This window comes from Enterobacter cloacae complex sp. IR5384 (assembly GCF_049237265.1).
In the GTDB taxonomy this organism is placed as follows: Bacteria; Pseudomonadota; Gammaproteobacteria; order Enterobacterales; family Enterobacteriaceae; genus Enterobacter; species Enterobacter cloacae.
The window spans coordinates 1-20154 of record NZ_JBMKHJ010000025.1 but is presented as its reverse complement, the minus strand read 5'-3'; the positions used below and the strand labels follow the sequence as shown (position 1 = coordinate 20154).

Annotated in this window: 19 protein-coding genes; 4 read left to right on the top strand and 15 right to left on the bottom strand. The window is 52.7% G+C overall.

The genetic code is table 11. From position 1 onward, the window contains the following. Positions 1-203: 203 nt before the first annotated feature. The 15 genes from tcyN to ACOTX3_RS18075 form a co-directional block, all read right to left on the bottom strand. Positions 204-956, bottom strand: a complete 753-nt coding sequence (gene tcyN / locus ACOTX3_RS18145) for an L-cystine ABC transporter ATP-binding protein TcyN (RefSeq protein WP_013096023.1) — start codon at positions 954-956, stop codon at positions 204-206. Beyond that, a complete protein-coding gene (gene tcyL, locus ACOTX3_RS18140; protein ID WP_013096022.1) occupies positions 953-1621 on the bottom strand; it encodes a cystine ABC transporter permease in 669 nt (222 codons plus the stop codon). The genes tcyN and tcyL overlap by 4 nt, the downstream gene beginning before the upstream one ends. A 21-nt stretch (positions 1622-1642) precedes the next feature. Beyond that, positions 1643-2629: a D-cysteine desulfhydrase gene (dcyD, locus tag ACOTX3_RS18135; protein WP_048972058.1), complete on the bottom strand. Its 987-nt coding sequence runs from the start codon at positions 2627-2629 to the stop codon at positions 1643-1645. 107 nt (positions 2630-2736) lie between these two features. After that, the gene (gene tcyJ, locus ACOTX3_RS18130) at positions 2737-3537 is read right to left on the bottom strand and encodes a cystine ABC transporter substrate-binding protein (RefSeq protein WP_013096020.1); all 801 of its coding nucleotides are present in this window, start codon (positions 3535-3537) and stop codon (positions 2737-2739) included. A gap of 86 nt (positions 3538-3623) precedes the next feature. Next, positions 3624-4175 carry a flagella biosynthesis regulatory protein FliZ gene (gene fliZ / locus ACOTX3_RS18125; protein WP_013096019.1) on the bottom strand — a complete coding sequence of 184 codons (552 nt, stop codon included), beginning with the start codon at positions 4173-4175 and terminating at the stop codon, positions 3624-3626. A 54-nt stretch (positions 4176-4229) separates the two neighbouring features. Next, on the bottom strand, positions 4230-4949 hold the full coding sequence (locus ACOTX3_RS18120) for an RNA polymerase sigma factor FliA (protein ID WP_013096018.1): 720 nt from the start codon (positions 4947-4949) through the stop codon (positions 4230-4232). A gap of 148 nt (positions 4950-5097) precedes the next feature. After that, positions 5098-5835, bottom strand: a complete 738-nt coding sequence (locus ACOTX3_RS18115; protein ID WP_038419962.1) for a class I SAM-dependent methyltransferase — start codon at positions 5833-5835, stop codon at positions 5098-5100. Continuing rightward, on the bottom strand, positions 5832-6284 hold the full coding sequence (locus ACOTX3_RS18110; protein ID WP_045903205.1) for a GNAT family N-acetyltransferase: 453 nt from the start codon (positions 6282-6284) through the stop codon (positions 5832-5834). The genes ACOTX3_RS18115 and ACOTX3_RS18110 overlap by 4 nt, the downstream gene beginning before the upstream one ends. Then, positions 6281-7246, bottom strand: a complete 966-nt coding sequence (locus ACOTX3_RS18105; RefSeq protein WP_013096015.1) for a hypothetical protein — start codon at positions 7244-7246, stop codon at positions 6281-6283. The genes ACOTX3_RS18110 and ACOTX3_RS18105 overlap by 4 nt, the downstream gene beginning before the upstream one ends. Continuing rightward, positions 7240-8202, bottom strand: coding sequence for a hypothetical protein (locus ACOTX3_RS18100; RefSeq protein ID WP_058679627.1), 963 nt, complete (start codon positions 8200-8202; stop codon positions 7240-7242). Before ACOTX3_RS18100 ends, ACOTX3_RS18105 begins: the two co-directional genes overlap by 7 nt. A gap of 1 nt (position 8203) precedes the next feature. Then, a complete protein-coding gene (locus ACOTX3_RS18095) occupies positions 8204-8902 on the bottom strand; it encodes a WbqC family protein (protein WP_058679628.1) in 699 nt (232 codons plus the stop codon). A gap of 12 nt (positions 8903-8914) precedes the next feature. After that, positions 8915-10069 carry a DegT/DnrJ/EryC1/StrS family aminotransferase gene (locus ACOTX3_RS18090; RefSeq protein ID WP_013096012.1) on the bottom strand — a complete coding sequence of 385 codons (1155 nt, stop codon included), beginning with the start codon at positions 10067-10069 and terminating at the stop codon, positions 8915-8917. Positions 10070-10072: 3 nt separating this feature from the next. Continuing rightward, a complete protein-coding gene (locus ACOTX3_RS18085; protein WP_058679629.1) occupies positions 10073-13408 on the bottom strand; it encodes a methyltransferase domain-containing protein in 3336 nt (1111 codons plus the stop codon). 27 nt (positions 13409-13435) lie between these two features. Continuing rightward, positions 13436-14854, bottom strand: a complete 1419-nt coding sequence (locus ACOTX3_RS18080; protein WP_058679630.1) for a hypothetical protein — start codon at positions 14852-14854, stop codon at positions 13436-13438. A gap of 165 nt (positions 14855-15019) precedes the next feature. Next, positions 15020-15856, bottom strand: a complete 837-nt coding sequence (locus tag ACOTX3_RS18075; protein ID WP_013096009.1) for a flagellin FliC — start codon at positions 15854-15856, stop codon at positions 15020-15022. Positions 15857-16236: 380 nt separating this feature from the next. Between ACOTX3_RS18075 and fliD the strand changes: the two genes are divergently transcribed. The 4 genes from fliD to amyA are packed head-to-tail and all read left to right on the top strand — an operon-like array spanning position 16237 to position 20028. Next, positions 16237-17688: a flagellar filament capping protein FliD gene (gene fliD, locus ACOTX3_RS18070; RefSeq protein ID WP_013096008.1), complete on the top strand. Its 1452-nt coding sequence runs from the start codon at positions 16237-16239 to the stop codon at positions 17686-17688. Between the two features lie 15 nt (positions 17689-17703). Beyond that, positions 17704-18114 carry a flagellar export chaperone FliS gene (gene fliS, locus ACOTX3_RS18065; RefSeq protein ID WP_023622487.1) on the top strand — a complete coding sequence of 137 codons (411 nt, stop codon included), beginning with the start codon at positions 17704-17706 and terminating at the stop codon, positions 18112-18114. Next, the gene (gene fliT / locus ACOTX3_RS18060) at positions 18114-18488 is read left to right on the top strand and encodes a flagella biosynthesis regulatory protein FliT (protein WP_013096006.1); all 375 of its coding nucleotides are present in this window, start codon (positions 18114-18116) and stop codon (positions 18486-18488) included. The genes fliS and fliT overlap by 1 nt, the downstream gene beginning before the upstream one ends. A 52-nt stretch (positions 18489-18540) precedes the next feature. After that, positions 18541-20028, top strand: coding sequence for an alpha-amylase (amyA, locus tag ACOTX3_RS18055; RefSeq protein ID WP_029882572.1), 1488 nt, complete (start codon positions 18541-18543; stop codon positions 20026-20028). The last annotated feature ends 126 nt before the right edge of the window (positions 20029-20154 follow it).

Here is a 20154-nt window from a genome sequence, read left to right as displayed (position 1 = left end):
CTGAAATGATATTCATTATTAAGATGAATATAACCTAACACATAAAACTTATTTCTAACCACAAAATATCGGCAATAGCACAATTAACTTTAGTTTTGATAAGGTTTATCTGTACTGAGCGGAATAAAAAAACATGGCAGACGAAACCGCGAGAGAATAATTTGCTCCAGAAGAAAAATCTGGAGCAAATGCGTGCAAAAATGCTACTGCATAAGGAATTTTTCAAGGAATTGACGGGTTCGCGGCTGCTGCGGGTTGGCAAATAAACTTTTTGCCGGCCCCTGCTCCACAATCCGTCCTTGATCCATGAAAATAGCCCGGTCGGCGACGTCACGGGCAAAGCTCATTTCGTGAGTCACAATGACCATGGTGCGTTTCTCCTGTGCCAGCTGACGAATGGTGTTAAGCACCTCGCCCACCAGCTCAGGATCGAGCGCAGAAGTGGGTTCGTCAAAGAGGATCACATCCGGGCGCATTGCCAGCGCGCGGGCTATCGCCACACGCTGCTGTTGCCCGCCCGAAAGACGACGCGGGTAGCTGGTCTCTTTCCCTGCCAGCCCCACTTTGGCAAGCAGTTCACGCGCGCGTGCCGTGGCTTCCTCTTTTGGTTCACCTTTCACAATCACCGGACCTTCAATAATGTTCTCCAGCACCGTCCGGTGCGGGAACAGATTGAAGCTCTGGAAAACAAACCCCACGTGCTGGCGCAGCTGGCGGATCAGCCCTTTTTGCTGGCTGATGGATTTACCGGTATCAATGGTGATCTCCCCAACCCGAATGGTGCCTCCCTCCGGCTGTTCAAGCAGGTTAATGCTGCGCAGCAGCGTGGTTTTTCCTGAGCCGCTCGGGCCGATAATCGCCACCACTTCACCCTGCTCCACCTCCAGATCGATCCCGTGGAGCACCGTTTGCCCGTGGAATTTCTTCACCAGGTTTTTAACGTCGATAGCACTCATTTTGGATCACGCTCCTGGCGGTTAAGCTGGTTTTCAAAATAGTTTTGCAGGGCAGACAGCACCGTCGCCATCACCCAGTAGATCAGCGAGGCAGCAAGATACATGGTAAACACTTCAAGCGTGCGCGAGGTGATAAGCTGCGCCTGACGGAACAGTTCCGGCACCTGAATCGTCGCAGCCAGCGAGGTGTCTTTCACCAGGCTGATAAAGCTGTTGCTGAGCGGCGGCAACGCCACCCGCGCCGCCTGCGGCAGAATGGCCCGGCGCAAGGTTTGCCACGGTGTCATACCGATACTGGCCGCGGCTTCCCACTGCCCTTTATCAATCGACGAAATTGCCGCACGCAGGGTTTCCGAGGTATACGCCGCCGTATTAAGCGACAGACCAATCATCGCTGCCGGGATCGGGTCCAGTTCAATCCCGAACTGTGGTAAACCGTAGTAGATCATAAAGAGCTGCGCGATAAGCGGCGTGCCGCGAAACACAGAGATATAAAAGCGAGCCAGCCAGCGCACCGGCCAGACGGGCGACATACGCATTAAGGCCAGCACAAACCCGAGTACCAGGCCGAAGAACATGCCACCAATACTGAGCTGTAAGGTGAACACCGCGCCTTTCAGCAGGAACGGCAGCGAATCGATAACCAGTTGAATACTTTCTTGCATTATTATTTTTCGACCTGATTTTTAGACATGAGGATGATAGGCAAACAGCGCGGGCGCGCCGCCGGTGTGCACAAATAAAATCGGGCCTTCATCCTTAAAGCGTTTCTGCGCAATGCCATCAATAAGCCCGGCCATCGCTTTGCCCGTATAGACCGGATCCAGCAGTATGCCTTCAAGGCGCGCCAGCAGTTTAACCGCTTCCATTCCCTCTTCGTTCGGTGTGCCGTAACCCGGCGCAAAATAGTCGTCCCAGAGCAGAATATCGGCCTTTGCCTTCAGCTCCAGCTGCTCTGCCACCGCCTGCTGCAAGCTCAGCACTTTGGGTTTCTGATCTGCAACGCTGCGCGATACCGTCACACCAATCAGCTCAACGTCCGGCAGCAAGTGCTCCAGCCCGACGGCCAGCCCCGCGTGCGTACCTGCACTGCCAGAGGCAACCACCACTGACGAGAGGCTCACCGCCCCTTCGCACTGCTGAGCAATCTCCAGCGCGCTTTCCACATACCCCAGCGCACCCATCGCATTCGAGCCGCCCACCGGAATGACATACGGACGAAAGCCCTGCGCTTCAAGGCGTGTGGCCAGCTCATCGAGCTGTGCGGTCGGGTCGGTCAACGCATCGACCATTTCGACCTGCACGTTAAAGAGATCTAGCAGCAAACGGTTGCCGTTGGTCAGGTAGTTCTCTGCCCGTGTACCGATTGGGTTTTCCAGCAACGCCACGCAGTGCAGCCCAAGTTTTGCCGCCACCGCCGCCGTCTGGCGAACGTGGTTGGACTGAATCGCCCCTGCGGTGACGAGCGTATCCGCCCCTTCACGCAGCGCGTCAGCCGCCAGAAACTCCAGTTTGCGCAGCTTATTGCCCCCCATCGCCATTGGCGTCACGTCATCACGCTTAATAAAAATATCGCGTCCTAAATAGTCAGAAAATCGCGGCAGATACTCCAGCGGCGTCGGCGCGCCGATAAACTCCAGGCGGGGAAAGCGCGTTAAATTCTGTAGTGACATGGGTTCTCCGGTAACTCAGACAAAATGTGATATTTTTCATTATGCACGCAGACGCGTAAGAAATAAAAAAGGCGCTTTTAAAAGCGCCTTTTTTTAACGTCAAAGACTTATTTGGTGACGTCTGCCCCAAACCACTTCTCAGAAAGCGCTTTCAGGCTGCCGTCTTTTTGCATATCCGCAATGGCGGAGTCGATCGCCTTGACCAGGTCTTCGTTACCTTTACGGACAGCAACCCCGGATTCCTGACGAGAGAACGCATCACCGGCGACCGCCAGGGTGTTGTTGGTTTTCTTCACCAGATCCAGTGCCGCCAGACGGTCAACCAGGATGGCATCGATACGGCCAACGCGGAGATCCTGGTATTTTGTCGGGTCATCATCATAGGTGCGGATATCCACACCCTGAACGTTCTGGCGCAGCCACTCTTCGTAGTTGGTTCCGAGACCGACACCGACTTTCTTACCTTTCAGATCCGCGGCCGTTTTGATTGAGCCTTCGTTGCCTTTCTTCACCAGCGCCTGGATACCGGACACGGTGTACGGCGTGGAGAAGTCATACTTCTTCTTACGCTCGTCAGAAATGGTCACCTGGTTAATCACCACATCAATACGTTTGGAATCCAGCGACGCCAGCATACCGTCCCATTTGGTCGGTTTCAGGGACGCTTTCACCCCAAGGTGTTTCGCCAGTTCTTCCGCAAATTCCACTTCGAAACCGGTCAGTTTACCGTCATCACCCTGGAAGCTGAACGGAGGATAGGTTCCTTCCAGCCCGACCAACAGCGTACCGCGCTCTTTCACTTTGTTAAGCAGGTTCTCTGCGGCGAAGGTTTTCACGCTCATTCCCGCGACCAGCGCAACGGCCATAACGCCCATCAGCGCCTGACGACCCAGAAGTGCTAATTTCATAAGTACCCCGATATAGTGGAATTTTTGTGTAGTGTAGAGAAATCGCCTGCAAGGTCAAAGGCGACTGCGCTACATCTTATTCTTTTTTAATATATATCAGAAGTTGTCCCGGCGTGGGCTTTCTGCTTTACCGCCGCCGGCATTTGGACCTTATATTGTGCGTACTTGCGCAGCGCAATACGGTAGTTATTGGTACTGGTCGCAGGCAGCCACGGCTCCAGGTTTTCATCCAGATAGCCGGTCTTGAGCAGATCGCGGGAAATGTTATTCACGGTCAGATGCTGTCCCAGGCGACGCAGGCGAACCACGTATTCTCGAACGGTCCCGTGGCTCATCTCGGTCTGTTCAAACAGGAACTGTTTGAAACCGATAATATCGAAGAAGTCGCTTTGCTCTTTGCAGTGGAGATCGCCACAGAAACGGCAAAGCGCCACCCACTCTTTCTGCTCTTCGAGCCACGCGGCTTCGTCCATCAACGTGTCGAGACGAGAAATCGCAATTTTATTGACGATTTCGCCACGACGAACCAGCGTGATACGATCGAGTAACTTGTTACAGTGGGCGCAATGCGTCTGGCTGTGTTTAAAGTCTTTCAGGTAGCGGCTTAAAGGCCGTCTTTTAGATTGCTGCACCGTCATGATAACTCCTGGTTGTCAATACGTTGTGCGGCATTTTTCAGGTGAATCAATCACCTATAACTTACCCAGCTTGGTTCGTAAGCGTTTGATGGCCTGGCTGTGCAGCTGGCTTACCCGCGACTCTCCCACTTCCAGAACAGCGCCAATCTCTTTGAGATTAAGCTCTTCCTGATAATAGAGGGTTAACACCAGCTGTTCGCGCTCTGGCAAAGCTTCAATGGCTTCCATCACGCGCTGGCGTAAATTACCTTCCATTAAATGGTGTAACGGGTTTTCTTGCTGATGCTCATCCGTCACCAGCTCGATGCTATCGCCATGCTCTTCGCGCCACTCGTCATAAGAGAAGAGTTGGCTATTATTGGTATCGAGCAACATCTGACGATACTCTTCAACAGGAATACCAAGCCGTTCCGCCACTTCCGTTTCCGTCGCGTTGCGTCCCAGTTCCTGTTCCAGCTGCCCCATCGCATGCGCCACTTCGCGCGCGTTGCGGCGAACACTGCGCGGCACCCAGTCCCGGCTGCGCAGCTCGTCCAGCATCGCACCACGAATACGCTGAACTGCGTAAGTGGTAAATGCCGTTCCTTGCAGAGCGTCGTATCGGTCAACTGCATTCAATAACCCGATACCGCCCGCCTGTAGCAGATCGTCCAGTTCCACGCTCGCCGGCAAACGCACCTGGAGGCGCAATGCTTCGTGACGCACCAGCGGGACATAACGCTGCCACAGCGAGTGTTTATCCATTACACCTTCAGCGGTATAGAGTGAATTCACGATAAACAGCCCTGCGTTAGTTGAGTTATCGGCATGATTATCCGATTCTGCAGGGCGTTCAATTGGATGAATAGTGGGTAAAATAAGGGGTTATTTGGGGGTTACCGATGCATGTCGGGATAACATGCATCCTGCAGCAGGAATAACGTCAGCCTTTTTTACACAGCAAGAATATGCTTGAACATAAATCAGGGTATTGATGGCCTAACTCGTAGCAGCCCTCAAGATATTGCGTCGAGATGATATCCGTCTGTAAAAGTTTATCCCACTGGAAATTAGCCAGCGCTTTGAAAAAAATACCTGTGCGATACACCACATTCAGTCCGGCAAGACGGGCATCTCTCTCAAGCGTATCCAGAGAATAAGTGCAACGATGGCCATGGAGAAACTCGGCCTCTGTCACCGCACTATTATGCGAGATTAATCCCATTTTAACCGCAATCTGTCGGGAAGCGGCATGCGCATTGGGACACACCAGAAAAAGGTGTCCGTCATCCGTTAGCCATTCATCATTAATGCGTTTTAAGAGGTTAACGGGATCGTCAATATGCTCCAGCACATGGGTGAGAACAATATTGTCATAACGCTCAGGAAGTTGAACATCCTCAAAGCGGGAATGGACAAACGAGACATTTTTTCCCAGGCGCTCACGGGCGATGGCCATCGCCTCTTCGGAAGCTTCCACGCAGGTGATGGCGTTAAATTTTTCAGCCAGGCGTGCGGTGAAATCACCTTTAAAACTACCCAGTTCAAGTAAATTACCCGGCTTAAAGAACGGTGTGAACGCACGAATCATAAAAGGGTGCATCACATCAAAATCAAAGTTATAGGCGTACTGATGATCGGCAGTATCCTTGATTTCCAGATTGTAATCACGAAGGGTCATGTTGTTTTCTCTCTCTGTAAAGTCATGGTTATCTTTGAACCGTTCGCTATTCCAAAGGTAAAACCATGCTTTAGATATAAACGTTGTGCCGACACGTTATTCTTATCGACTTCAAGATTAATTTCAGTCACACCCAGGGAGTGTAAATGTGCAATGCTTTGAATTAACAGCTGGCTACCCATGCCGCAATGCTGAGCGTCCGGCAAAACGGAAACATTGGTAATAAATCCCTGCTGACGCTGCGCGTTATAATAGGCAGCCACCAGTCCGCTGAGCGTGTTGTTTTGCCAGGCTTCGCTTCGCCATGCCCGCGCCACTATTTTTTGGGCATAGTCCTGTAACGCTATTCTTTCGCTGATTGACGCAATAAATAGCGGGTCACACCGGTTAAAATGTTCGACTATCTCCTCACGAGAGGCGCGGTTTTGACAAAACACCCAGCGATTCATAACACCAGTTCCGCAAGGCCGAAGCCCGCTTTGCCAAACGCATTACCGTTATAAAGCAAATAGACTTTTTCATCGCAGCGGAAAAGATGGGGATAGCACTGCATTTCGCTGTCCCAGTCATCCACGGACGCGAGCGACGCCATCTGGCTATCATCACGATGCCAGTGGTGTAAATCATCAGACCAGGCATAGCCCAGACGATAACCGCGCCCCTGCCCAGTACGGAAATCGAAACACTCCCGGAAGCAAAAGACCATATGATACCGGCCATTGATTTCAATCACCGTCGGCAGCGCCTGGCATTCGTCTTCCCCCAGCACCGAAGGAATGATTTGCTGGCTGTCACGCTGCCAGTTGATGCCATCGTCTGATTCCGCATGGGCAATTTTATAAATGCGATCCGGCACCGATTCCGGCGTGCGCTTTTTCCAGCCCGTGCCAAAGATGTACCACATGTGGAAACGTTCACGGGTATGGATAACAAAGGCATCCCCCACTAAGTGCGGCTCGTGCAATGAGGGGCCCATCACCGGCCCGGTTCCGACACGGGTGAAGTGTTCGCCATTGTCTGTGCTTACTGCCAGACCAATAGCCGTATCAACCGAGACCGAAACGCGACGGTTCCACCCGGTTGTCCATGCCATGATTTTGCCGTCGTGACGCAAAACGTTGCAGGGGAAGATACCGTGCTCGTCGAATGTGCCCAGTTCAGCAGGAGCAAGCACCGGCTCGGGACTGATGCGAAGCACCTCCCGCAGAGATTTATCCATATCCACATAGCAGACGCGGCTGATGAACTTTGCTGAGTGCTTTTCTTGCTCACGCGTGGAGAAGTAGATACGGACAAAGTCATCAAACACCAGCGCTTGCGGAGACTGGGCAAACCCCACCCCATTTGCCAGAGGAGGAAACTGTGACGGCGAATAGATTAGTCCGTGCTTACGCCAGTTCAGGGTTAGCATAATTTGCCCTCCAGTTGTGCCAGGCCAAAGCCATAGCGGCCCACCTGATCCCCCAGATAAGCCATGTAAATAGTGCCATCCAGTTCAAATACGTGTGGGTAGCTGATCATCTCGGCATCCCACCCGGAGGCAGACACATCAATGCCAGCTTTACTGTCATCCCGATGCCACGTGATCATATCCAGACTCCACGCGTAGCCGATGCGGTAACCGTTCTGCTTTCCGCGATAATGGGCGCTGTAGCGGTAGCAAAAGAACATATGGTATTTGCCGTTGGCGTAAAAGACATCCGGGCTGGCCTGCGCCTCGTCCTCTTCGATACGGCTGGGGATCAGATCTTTATTCAGCTTCGTCCAGTTGATGCCATCGTCAGAGGTCGCCATGCGGATCTTGTAGACCGGCTCTGCGCGGCCATCCACCCACTTCCATTTGCGCCCGGCGATATAAAAAAGCTGCCACTGGTTATTGAATCTGCGAATTTTTGGCCCACTCATCACAAACGGCTCATCCGGTGAGTAGCCAATTGCCGGTCCCGGGCCCGCTTTAACAAAGGTTTCCCCCTGGTCATGGCTCATCGCCATGCCAATCGCCACGTTAAACGGCACCGATTCGCAGCGGGTCCAGCCTGCATACCAGGCTTTTACCACATCGTTATCGCGCATTACGGAGACGGGATAGGTTCCAAATTCGTCGAACTCTCCGTATCCGCCCAACGGGAGAATCGGTTCGCGGGCGACGCGCAACACGTGGAAGAGATCGTCACGTGCCAAATCGACCCAGGCAGAGTAGCTGACATATTTTCCCTGTTCATCGGCGGGTGGACGGCAGGAGAAATAGACGCGTACGAAATCATCAAAGATCAGCGTCGCAGGGGCCTGCGCAAACTCTTTAAGCCAGGGGAGATGGGTCACTTCCTGCGGGGTAAAGACCTTACCCAATTTTTTCCATGTAAACATATTAAATTAACTCATAACCATGCTGGAGGCGACGAACCACCTCATTGCGAGGGTTAAACATCATGACGTCAATAATCGACAGCCACGGAATAAACGCCGCGTCAGAATGCGGGTAGTGCCACGGCTGCGGCTGGATAAATTTCAGCTCAAGCCCGCGGTCGACAAAATCCTCCCGGGAATAGAGCGCCATGCCCCCCGGGGGATTAATATACGTACGGGCGTTCATCACCTGACAAATATCGATGACGCGATCCTGAGACTTTAACGCGTGATTCGCCGGTAATGAGGACGAGACAATCAGCTCGCAGGAGAAGCCAAAATAGTCCCGCAGCCGGTTCAGCCCCTGCCACAGATAATTAAACAGGTTTTCGTCCGGGTTCTGAATAATCTCCTCAACAACCGGCATTACCGCAGAAAATGAGGGGGCGTGGCGATACGCCCCGATTATCTGATTGCACAGCTTATTGCGGTCAAATGTGGCTGAGAGCTGCCGCTCCCTGATATCCAGAAAGTCCGAGTCTTTTTTTAGCGGCAGCGAGATTAACGACTCCGCACCGCGAATCTGAATACGGTTACGGTTAATCCACCCTTTTTTCGTGTATTTGATGTTGTCATACACCACGAAAGCATCAACGGCCGCCATGAGCTGAAAATAGCCGCAATACGGGAAAAAATAGGGTTGCATGATCGCCAGCTTCATCGGGTTCCTTTCCTATCCATTGACCACCAGCGCAGGCTCTGCCGCATGAGCAGCATCGATAAACAAGCCCTGAATAATCTCAATAATACGTCGCTGATCGGCCACCGGCAGTCCGGGATAGATAGGCAGGCAGAGCACCGCATGAGAAATTTCATCGGCAACCGGGAGATGTTGTACATTCGCCGTCGGGAAGTGGCGATACATCGGGAAGGCGCTGATAAGCGGGTAGAAATAACGGCGGGCATAGATATTATGCTTACGTAATTCCGCATAAATCGCATCCCGGCTGACCGCCGAATCTGCGCGAATAAGTACCGGGAAGTAAGAGTAATTCCATTCAATATTACTGGCCGGTTTAATGTATTCCAGCGCCGGAAGCGCGGCATCGAGCAGTTCAACGTAACGCTGATAAATCACCGCGCGCTCCTGCAGCGCACCGTCAATATACTTTAATTGCAGCAGTCCCATGGCCGCCTGCACTTCATTCATTTTGGCGTTAATACCCGGCGCCATCACGATGGTTTCATCGGCAAAGCCAAAGTTTTTAAGATAATCGATGCGCTGTTTGGTTTTGGCGTCGTGGCAAATAATGGCGCCCCCTTCGAAGGTATTAAATACCTTCGTGGCGTGGAAGCTCAGCACGGAGAGATCGCCATAATTGAGAATGCTGGCGTTATCCTGTTTGACGCCGAAACAGTGGGCCGCATCGTAAATCACCTTCAGCCCATAGGTATCGGCAATCTTCTGGATGCGTTCCATATCGCACGGAATACCATAGCAGTGGACCGGCATGATGGCCGTTGTTTTAGGCGTAATCAGTTCTTCAATGCGATCCGGATCGATATTAAACGTGACAGGGTCAATATCGGCAAACACCGGCGTTAAATCATTCCACAGCAGGCTGTGAGAGGTGGCGACAAAGGAGTATGGCGTGGTGATCACTTCGCCCGTAATACGCAATGTCTGCAGCGCCGTCAGCAGCGCGAGCGTGCCGTTAGAGAACAGGCAGACATGCTTTACGCCCAGATAGGCCGCCAGCGCCTCTTCCAGTTGCTGATGGAATTGCCCGCTGTTGGTCAAAATTTTACTTTCCCACAAGGTCTCCAGGTAAGGGATGAACTCCTCAAGTGGCGGAAGAAGTGGACTGGTAACGTAGACATTTTTCATAAGTTAATCCTCAGTACCTGTTACCCGGAAACTGTGAGGTGCTTCGTCAGCACACCATTTACGCCAGGCCTGACGTAGGGCCTGCTGGAAAGGAATCGCCACATTGCTCTGCCCCTGCGTCGGGATCGTGCTCCGCATGCTCTGGCGCAAGGCGTTAAGGGTTTCCAGTTGGGTTTGCCAGCGCACGGCTTTATCGAAATAGTCCTGCTGACTTTCCGCAACAAATTCATCCAGCCCGTAGATATGCATAATCTCGAGCCCCTGACGGGCAGGATAGGTCGCCCCTGCCAGGGTGAGCGTCGGGACGCCCATCCAGATGCCATGGCTGGTGGTGGTGCCTCCGTTGTATGGGAAGGAGTCAAGGAGCATGTCCACCTCGTGATGCATCTGCAGGTAGGCCTCCATTCCCGTGGTTTTACGGAAGATCAGCTGTTCATCCGCCACGCCCAGCGCATTGAGCTTCTTGCGGTAGCGGGCGATCATTGCGTCATCATCCATAAAACCAATCAGCAGCCTTGACGTGGCGTTATGCTGGAGAATGCGCGCCCACAGCGCGAAGACCCGATCGTTCAATTTTTTAGGACGGTTAAAGCTACCGTAGGTAAAGCAGCCGTTCGTCAGGGCTGGCAGCGTATTGACGTCAGGACTGGACGCATCCGGCTCGAAGAAATTATCAAGCGGGATCGCAATCAGCTTCTCCGTGAACTGCGCGTCTATCGCCGCATTTCTGACAAACCCGGTACTGATAATGCGGTAATCCATCTGCGTCATCCCGGTCGTGCCCGGGTACCCCAGCCAGGTGATTTGCACTGGCGCAGGCTTAAAGGCAAACGCAGGTAACCGCGTTCCGGTGGTATGGCCCGAGAGGTCAAAAAGAATATCGATCCCGTCACTGTGGATCTGTTTTGCCAGCTCAACGTTATTGAGATCGGTAACGGATAACCACTTCGTCGAGGTGTTACGGAAGTGCTCCGTGACGGCATCATCTTTATCGAGCGTGCTGTAGCCGTAGAGGGAGAACTGTTCCCGGTCCATACCATCCCAGAACGGCCGCAGGAAACGGCTTACCGGGTGGTTGCGGAAATCGCCGGAGACAAAGCCGACGCGCAGCGGCCGCTCAGGATCCTTGCTACCCTGCCACGGCAGCGCCAGGTCGAATTTTTTCGCCCATGTGCTCACCAGCTCGCCATAAGCAAGATGGCGCTCGAAGAGCACCTCCGGCGAGACGGAAAAATCGTGGGTCAGAACAAACAGCAAGCTGGTGAAACAGTCAAAATCACCCGGCGCAAACTCGAGCGATTTCTCAAGGAAATAGCGTGCTTCCGTCAGTTTCTGGTTATCACTAAGAATGATGCCCATCATTGCCAGATGCAGCGGGTTCGTGGCGTTATAGCGCAAAGACTCTCTGGCACAGCGTTCAGCCATGGCCATGTTGCGGCGCGAGTGATACACCACCGCCAGCGTATTCCAGAATGACGCGTTGTTTTTATTCAACCGCAGCAGCGCCTGGAGGATGCGGGCTGAATAATGCAACTCCCCCTTTTTCTGCAGCACCGTGGCCAGGTCGAACCAGATATCCTGCCCGGCAGAGTAGCGGCTCATCAGTTGACCGAGTGCCGATAGGGCCTCATCCCAGTCCCCCATCAGCAGGCTGGCGCGGGAATAGCAGCGAAGCATATGCAGGTTATGGGGATCGTTTTCAATCTGTCCGCGGATATAATCGCGCGCGTCTTTAGCCAGCCCCGCAGCAATCAGGGCGTTGACGTTTTTGTAGATGAGATCGATAGCAGGATCCTGTTCATCCTTCTCCCCTGCCATTATCTGTCCGTCAGCCAGTAAACCGCCCTGCTGCGACCCGACGTTAAGCAGCAACAGCGTATCGATGCTACGTTTGAGATAGTCGACATCCCCCGGGCGTAAATAATGCTGCTGTGCTCTGCGCCACGCTTCAGGGGAGCCTTTCAACAGACCTTTCGCTTTCAGTGCCGAAAAAAGCTCGCTGCTTTTGGCCTGATTGACATCCATGCCTGCAAGTGCAAATTCACGCTCTTCCTGACTAAGAGTGACGCGCGCGCCCCACAGATTAAACGTGACGTCGGCGTCATCGCCTGCCTGAAGAGGTGAAATGAAGGCAAGTTCACGTTCCGGTTGAACATTGTATGGCCCTGGTGAACCGGCCCAGTAGAGTCCCGGAATTTGATTGAGAAACAGATCTTTCAGTGACTCAAGTACCTGCTGGGCGACATCCTCCTCCTTTTCAGGAAGACGGGTGTTGAACACCAGTTGTTCAAACGACAGGCTCAGCGGCCATGCACCGCCAAGCAGATCGAGAATATGCAGGGTCGTGGTATTAAGCGTCGAGAAAAACTTCCCTTCCGCGTTAGTGTGAGCATTAACAATCTCACCCCGTTCGTTGCGGTAACGCCTGAAATCACCGGCCCAGTGCAGCGCGTTTAAGCGGGTAAAATCCAGCGCCGCCGCGTTGACGGCATCATCACGGGAAAGCAGGCTGACGCGCTCGCGACGGTTGACGGCAAAGTCGAGATATTGCTGCGCGGCAATCGACGTCTGTCCGGATGAGACCAGAGCGTGCAGCTGATGAATTTGCTCGCTAACGCTTTCACCCGTTTCGTACTGCGGCAGCGCATCTCCCACGTAGCGTAACCCGCAGGCGGAAAGGCTATCGTTGAAGTGAATAAACTGCCCGGAGGTATGGGTGGCGCTTGCCAGCATCTCACTAAGGGTGGCGTCGTCAACGTGCTCCATCGCGAGCACATGGTGTTTGATCTCGCCTTCCGGCTGAGTCATGGCCAGATAGCTGAGCATGCCGCGAGCAAACGCCACCTGCTCTTCTGGCCGGCCCGCAAGACGTGCATGGAAAGCCAGCGCATCCTGGACATATTGCGCCGCGGACTCAGGCGGGGTAAAGGTTTGATGAATGGCAATCATGCCGCGCGCCGCCAAATGACGACGACACCACTGCAACAGCGCGTCACGCTCTGGCATGCCAGCAGGAATAAAGTCCCCGCGGATCAGAATGTAATCGAACTCACCCGGCGACACGCTCAACACATCGTTAAGACCCGCCGCAACCAGTTCGATATTGGCGATACCCAGACGCTGCGCCTGCCTCTGCCCCGCTGAAACAGCCTCTTCGTTACTATCAATCCCTATCCCGACACAATCCGGCCAGGCCAGCGCAGCGGATAACAACACATCTCCCTGTCCGCAGCCTAAATCCAGGACGCGCGCATTCTCAGGCGCCCCGGCAGGAAACTGATACAGGGCAGCGGCAGCCTGCAGACTGGATAGCGTGAATCGATTATCTGGATACAACATACAGAGAAAGTTCCATGAGTTCAGTGGTTAGCCAAAATAGGTTTGTTGCATCGCAGCTTTATAGTTCTGGTACGCTTCGCCGCCTGATTTTTGCGTGGTCACGGTCCAGCTGAACGTGTCGTCGGTGTAGCGAATGTCGATCAGTTTCTCCAGCGGCTCGCGATGAATGGCCATCTGTTCTATCGCCGGAAGGGCATCCAGTGAGACCGACAGCGCGACCTGATCAAGGAACCACTCCGCATTACCGCGGTGTAAGTTCCAGTCAATAAAGGTGGCGACAAGCGAAAGGTATTTACGCGAAAGCGTGCCCGGGACCGTATAGACAAAGCCCGCAGGCACCTGCTCCCACGGCGGCGCGCCGTTGCTGTAAGAGAGGACAATCTCACTCTTCGGGAGATGTGGCTCAATATCCGACCAGTTCTTACGCACCAGACAATCCGCATCAAGCACCATGATCGGTGACGAGAATACGCTCAGCGCATAGCTAAGGAAGACAAAGCGTCTTGAGGCATACCAGACGTTGATACCAAAAACAGGCGTAATGGTTTCGGCCGTCGCGGATATCACCATGCCCGGAAAACGCTGGTGCAAGGCATTAACGTGCGCCTTTGTCTCATCATCGGGGTTATAAAGATGCAGGTGAACGTTAAGCCGATCGCCGTTGGTGTGGTAGACAGACCCTAACAGCGTCAGGGCATGATCGAAGTAATAACGTTTGTCGCACGCCACCAGAACCGTGGTTTTTCCGTTTTCTTCCGCCGGAAGAAGCCACTCGTAGTGCGAAAAATCAGGCTCATAATCAGGCATTTTCAGGGCGGAAAAATCGATGAACGATTCGGGACAGCCACCCAGCTTATGAATGCCCGTGACGATCATCAGCATCGTTAACGCGTCTTCACCAATATGTTCAGGATTGGCGGTCAGCTGCTGGATAAGCGTCTGCATCTGATTAAAATCATCTTCCATCAGACAAACCAACAACAATATTTTCATCACGGTTGGGGATGGACTCACCACCGCGTAGTAGTTTGAAATCAGGAATAAGGCGGCGTCAATTTCGTTAATGCGGAAGAAGACCTGAATACCCGCCACCAGTAGATTAATGCTGTTGTCGTGTTGAAGCGCCTCTACCACCCAGCCGGTAATGGTGTCGCTCATCTCTTTTGAAAATGGCGTGGGCTTCCCTTCATTTTTAAAATCAAACGCGGCGTTTGCAGCAGCAATCGCGCACAGCATGCGCTTCACGGCGAGTTCTTTGTCTGCATCCAGATCGGTCATGGCTTCCATGATCTGGGGTTCGAGCGTGGCAATATCGGAATTTTTATAATGCAGGATTTCGGTAACGATATGCGCAGGCAATGCATCCGTTTCCGGCAGGAAAATTAACCGTGAAAATTCGTCACGGTAAAACTGATGCAGCGATCGTGTACGCTCGAACTTGTTCATCCCGATTCTCTTAGTAAGATTGCGATTCTTACCCATCGTACAAGGGAATATCCGGGATAATGGAAGGAACACCCCCGGGAATAATGGCTTATTTCGGAGATTGTCTGACGGGCAAAAAAAAAAGGTTGCTGTTTCCAGCAACCTTTTGTGAAACAGGCGCGGCGATTAACGCAGCAGAGACAGCATTGCCTGTGGAACCTGGTTTGCCTGAGACAGTACAGAAGTACCAGCCTGCTGCAGGATCTGCGCGCGAGACATGTTGGAAACTTCGGTAGCGTAGTCAGCGTCCTGGATACGGGACTGAGCAGCAGACAGGTTGTTGATAGAGTTGTTCAGGTTGTTGATGGTAGATTCGAAACGGTTCTGAATCGCACCCATGTTAGAACGCGCGGTATCGATTTTCGCGATTGCAGCGTCAGCAGCAGAGATAACAGCCTGTGCAGAGGCGTTATCGGAGATTGCAGTGCTCAGGCCAGCGCTCAGGGTACCAGAGGTGGCGTTGATCAGCGCGTTGCTGTCGATGGAGATGGTGTCGTTAGAAGAAGTACCTGCACCAACCTGAATTTTCAGCGCGGTAGATACGGAACCGTCCAGCAGTTTCTTACCGTTGAAGTTAGCTGCGCCCGCGATACGGTCGATTTCAGCCAGACGCTGTTTGATTTCAGTGTTGATAGAAGTCAGGTCAGAAGAACCGTTAGTGTCGGTAGCAGCCTGAACAGACAGCTCACGAATACGCTGTAAGTTGGTGTTGATTTCGTTCAGGTTACCTTCAGCAGTCTGAACCAGGGAGATACCGTCGTTGGCGTTACGCGCCGCCTGGGTCATACCTTTAACCTGGGAGGTCATGCGGTTAGCAATCGCCTGGCCAGCAGCGTCATCTTTCGCGCTGTTGATACGCAGACCAGAGGACAGACGCTCGATAGCAGTGCCCAGAGAAGACTGAGATTTGTTCAGGTTGTTCTGAGTGGTCAGGGACAACAGGTTAGTATTGATAACTGCCATAATTTAATTCCTTCAAAAATGGTTTCTAGGGTCGGTGCCTTAACACTCACGGCGTCTCTCACCGTCATGAAAGTTATCGACGGGTCTGAATAAGACTTTAGAAATTTCGTCAAAAAATTATTAACCAATTGATTTTAATAAATTTATAGTTATTAAAGTCTACTCAGAGCGCCATCAGAAACGCTATTTTTCAGGAAACGTTTTCACATTTTATTCTTCCCGCGTTTTTCTTTTATATATGTCTCTCACGCGCCAATAGTGCTATATGGCCGTAAGGTTGAGCGCTATTCAGCCGATAATTTTTTTACCTGAAACGTAAACTATCTGCATAAGTCGCCGATAACTACCTGAAACTACCATTGGCTAAAGGAAATAAAAAAATGGCGAGTAGCTCAATCACTCTCTCTTCAGGCGCGACTATTACGAGTCTGGGCGTAGGTTCAGGTCTGGATCTGGCAACACTGTATAACAACCTCGAAACGGCTGAAAAAACCAAGCTGAACACCATCACCAATCAGCAGACATCCTATAATGCCCAGCTGAGTGCGTTCAGTAAGCTGCAAAGTGCAATGACGTCGCTGAATACCGCTACTGCAGCCCTGGGAAAAACGGACACCTGGAACGCGGCGTCTATTGGCTCGACCAACACCGCCTTCAGCGCCACCACCACGGCCGGTGCAGCGGTTGGTTCCTATAGCGTACAGGTTAAATCGCTGGCGAAAGCTCAGGTATTAACCTCTGCCGTCCAGACCAGTGCCACCGCACAGCTGGGAGCGACTACCGGTACCACGCGCACCATCACCATCAGCCAGCCAGGCACCACCAAACCGTTGACCGTCGATCTTGCTGACGGCGACACCAGCCTGAACGGTATTGCCAGCGCGATTAACAAAGCTAACGGCAACGTCACGGCAACGGTAGTGAAGTCGAAGGACAACGAGTACACCCTGATGCTGTCCTCGAAAACCACCGGCACGGCCAATGACATGACGGTGACGGTGACTGGTGACGACACCTTAAAAGGCATTATCAGCTACGACTCATCCACGAATACCGGCGCGATGAATCAGCAAACCGCGTCACAAAATGCGTTGGTTACCATCAACGACATCGACATTGAGCGTTCGACCAACACAATTAATGACGCGCTGCCGGGCGTAACCCTCACCCTGAAGGCAGAAAGCACCAAGAGCGAAAATTTAGATGTTACCCGCTCTACCGATGCCACCAAAAAAGCCGTCACGGATTGGGTTACCGCCTACAACTCCCTGCAGTCCACCATCGCCAGCATCACTAAGTATGTGAAAGTGGAAGCCGGTGCCGATCAGTCCGCCAGCAACGGTGCGCTGCTGGGTGACAACACCGTGCGTTCTGTACAGTCACAGCTGCGCGATATGTTGACCGTGGTCCAGTCTGGCTCCTACGCGATCATGGCCCAGCTCGGTATCACCCAGGATCCTACCGTGGGCGCTGACGGCTCAATGGGTAACCTGAAAATCGACGATGCCAAACTGACAAAAGCGCTCACCGACAGCCCGGAAGCGGTGCAGGCCTACTTTATTGGCGATGGCAAAACAACCGGTCTGGCCACGCAGATGGGCAATACCCTGACCGCCATGCTGAGCACAACCACCGGTAAAGAAGGGATCATCAAAAGCGCGACTGACGGTATCAACAGCACGTTGAAAACCCTGGATAAGCGCTACGACGCAATGGAAGCGAGCATCGAAGCCACGATGGCCCGTTATAAAGCACAGTTCAACAGTCTTGATACCATGATGAGTAAACTGAATAACACGGCCACCTACCTGAAACAGCAGTTCAGTTCTTAGTCGTAAGGAACGTATATGTATGCACAAAATGGCGCCCGAGCTTATCAGCAGGTCGGGCTGGAAAGCGCGGTGCTGAGTGCCAGTCCGCATCAACTTGTCGTAATGCTGTTTGACGGGGCACTGAGTGCCCTTGTCCGCGCCCGTCTTTTCCTGGACGAAGGTAAAATCACCGAAAAAGGCGAAGCCTTATCGAAGGCGATCAATATTATCGATAACGGGTTAAAAGCCGGTCTGAATATGGAGATCGACAGTGAACTGCCGGGCAACCTTGCCGCGCTGTACGAGTACATGGTCAGACGTTTGTTGCATGCAAATCTGCGTAACGACGTGGAGGCGATTGTAGAGGTCGAAGCGCTGCTCAATAACATTGCGGATGCGTGGAAACAAATTGGTCCCAATGGTCCTTCTTCTCAGGATATCTATTGATGAATAATCCAGCGTCCGCTCTTGATAACTGGCAGGCCCTCTATAACCTCAGCCTTACCATGTTAAAACATGCTCGTTCCGGTCTCTGGGACGAGCTCATTACCCTTGAGATATCTTATGTTCAGCTGGTAGAGAATATCTCCAAAAACCCTATTTCGGAGGCACATCCGTCCCAGATTGAGCAGGCACGTTTTCTACTCGAGAAGGTTCTGCAAAACGAGACCGAGCTCAAAATGCTGCTTGCCACACGCATGGACGAACTGCGCAGCCTCATTGATCAAACCGGTAAACAGCAATCCATCACATCAACCTATGGAAAGCTGTCAGGGAATATTCTTTATCCAGAAAGTTTGACCCGCGACACACAATTATGATTTCTTCATCCATACTCCAGAAGTCAGCCAAACGGCTTCTGGAGCACGGACGATGAAAAACCCCACCCTGTTACAATGCTTTCACTGGTATTACCCTGCAGGCGGTGAATTGTGGCGAGAGGTCACGGCATTAGCCCCCAATCTTAACGAAATCGGCATCAATATGATCTGGCTGCCGCCAGCCTATAAAGGCGCATCGGGCGGTTACTCGGTCGGGTATGATTCTTACGATCTGTTTGATCTCGGCGAGTTTGACCAGAAAGGCAGTGTTGCCACCAAATACGGTGATAAAGCCCAGCTTCTGGAAGCCATTGATGCGCTCAAAAGCAATAACATCGCGGTGCTGCTGGATGTGGTGGTTAACCACAAAATGGGCGCCGATGAGAAAGAGCACGTTCGCGTTCAGCGTGTGAACGAACAGGACCGCACGCAAATCGATGATGAGATCATCGAGTGCGAAGCCTGGACCCGTTACACCTTCCCTGCCCGCGCCGGACAGTATTCGCAGTTCGTCTGGGATTACAAATGCTTTAGCGGCATCGACCACATCGAAAACCCCGATGAGGATGGCATCTTCAAAATCGTCAATGACTACACCGGCGAAGGCTGGAACGATCAGGTCGATGACGAAATGGGTAATTTCGACTATCTGATGGGCGAAAATATCGATTTCCGTAACCATGCCGTGACGGAGGAGATCAAGTACTGGGCGCGCTGGGTCATGGAACAAACCGGCTGCGACGGATTCCGCCTGGATGCGGTCAAACACATCCCCGCCTGGTTCTATAAGGAGTGGATTGAACACGTCCAGGAAGTGGCAACGCAACCGCTGTTTATCGTCGCGGAATACTGGTCGCACGAGGTGGATAAACTGCAGGCCTATATTAACCAGGTCGAGGGTAAAACGATGCTGTTTGATGCCCCCCTGCAGATGAAATTCCACGAGGCCTCGCGTCAGGGGCGGGACTACGACATGAGCCAGATTTTCACCGGCACGCTGGTGGAGGCCGATCCGTTCCATGCGGTGACGCTGGTTGCCAACCATGACACCCAGCCGTTGCAGGCGCTTGAAGCCCCGGTGGAAGCCTGGTTTAAACCGCTGGCCTATGCGCTGATCCTGCTGCGGGAAAATGGCGTGCCGAGCGTGTTTTATCCCGATCTCTTTGGCGCAAGCTATGACGATACCGGGGGAGACGGTGAAACTTACCACATTGATATGCCGGTGATTGAGCAACTGCACGAGCTGATCCTCGCCCGTCAGCGCTTTGCCCACGGCGTGCAGACGCTGTTTTTTGACCACCCTAACTGCATCGCATTCAGCCGCAGTGGCACGGAAGAGGATCCCGGTTGCGTGGTGGTGATGTCCAACGGTGATGATGGCGAGAAGGTGATCTGCCTTGGGGAAAACTACGGGAACAAAATCTGGCGTGATTTTCTCGGCAATCGTGAAGAAACGGTCACCACCGCAGCGGATGGCGAAGGGACATTTACCTGCAAAGGCGGAAGCGTGAGCGTGTGGGTGATTGAGGATGCATTGTAGTATTTGAAGAGTGCGGCCAGATGCCCTCACCCCGGCCCTCTCCCACTGTACGGTCCGGGGACATAGTGAACACTTGTTCGGGGACATGGTAGACACTTACAACTAAGGCATAAGAACCCGTTTATG

Bases quoted from the DNA above. Each gene is read 5' to 3' on its own strand.
- tcyN (WP_013096023.1), bottom strand. From the start codon at position 956: ATGAGTGCTATCGACGTTAAAAACCTGGTGAAGAAATTCCACGGGCAA.
- tcyL (WP_013096022.1), bottom strand. From the start codon at position 1,621: ATGCAAGAAAGTATTCAACTGGTTATCGATTCGCTGCCGTTCCTGCTG.
- dcyD (WP_048972058.1), bottom strand. From the start codon at position 2,629: ATGTCACTACAGAATTTAACGCGCTTTCCCCGCCTGGAGTTTATCGGC.
- tcyJ (WP_013096020.1), bottom strand. From the start codon at position 3,537: ATGAAATTAGCACTTCTGGGTCGTCAGGCGCTGATGGGCGTTATGGCC.
- fliZ (WP_013096019.1), bottom strand. From the start codon at position 4,175: ATGACGGTGCAGCAATCTAAAAGACGGCCTTTAAGCCGCTACCTGAAA.
- ACOTX3_RS18115 (WP_038419962.1), bottom strand. From the start codon at position 5,835: ATGACCCTTCGTGATTACAATCTGGAAATCAAGGATACTGCCGATCAT.
- ACOTX3_RS18110 (WP_045903205.1), bottom strand. From the start codon at position 6,284: ATGAATCGCTGGGTGTTTTGTCAAAACCGCGCCTCTCGTGAGGAGATA.
- ACOTX3_RS18105 (WP_013096015.1), bottom strand. From the start codon at position 7,246: ATGCTAACCCTGAACTGGCGTAAGCACGGACTAATCTATTCGCCGTCA.
- ACOTX3_RS18100 (WP_058679627.1), bottom strand. From the start codon at position 8,202: ATGTTTACATGGAAAAAATTGGGTAAGGTCTTTACCCCGCAGGAAGTG.
- ACOTX3_RS18095 (WP_058679628.1), bottom strand. From the start codon at position 8,902: ATGAAGCTGGCGATCATGCAACCCTATTTTTTCCCGTATTGCGGCTAT.
- ACOTX3_RS18090 (WP_013096012.1), bottom strand. From the start codon at position 10,069: ATGAAAAATGTCTACGTTACCAGTCCACTTCTTCCGCCACTTGAGGAG.
- ACOTX3_RS18085 (WP_058679629.1), bottom strand. From the start codon at position 13,408: ATGTTGTATCCAGATAATCGATTCACGCTATCCAGTCTGCAGGCTGCC.
- ACOTX3_RS18080 (WP_058679630.1), bottom strand. From the start codon at position 14,854: ATGAACAAGTTCGAGCGTACACGATCGCTGCATCAGTTTTACCGTGAC.
- ACOTX3_RS18075 (WP_013096009.1), bottom strand. From the start codon at position 15,856: ATGGCAGTTATCAATACTAACCTGTTGTCCCTGACCACTCAGAACAAC.
- fliD (WP_013096008.1), top strand. From the start codon at position 16,237: ATGGCGAGTAGCTCAATCACTCTCTCTTCAGGCGCGACTATTACGAGT.
- fliS (WP_023622487.1), top strand. From the start codon at position 17,704: ATGTATGCACAAAATGGCGCCCGAGCTTATCAGCAGGTCGGGCTGGAA.
- fliT (WP_013096006.1), top strand. From the start codon at position 18,114: ATGAATAATCCAGCGTCCGCTCTTGATAACTGGCAGGCCCTCTATAAC.
- amyA (WP_029882572.1), top strand. From the start codon at position 18,541: ATGAAAAACCCCACCCTGTTACAATGCTTTCACTGGTATTACCCTGCA.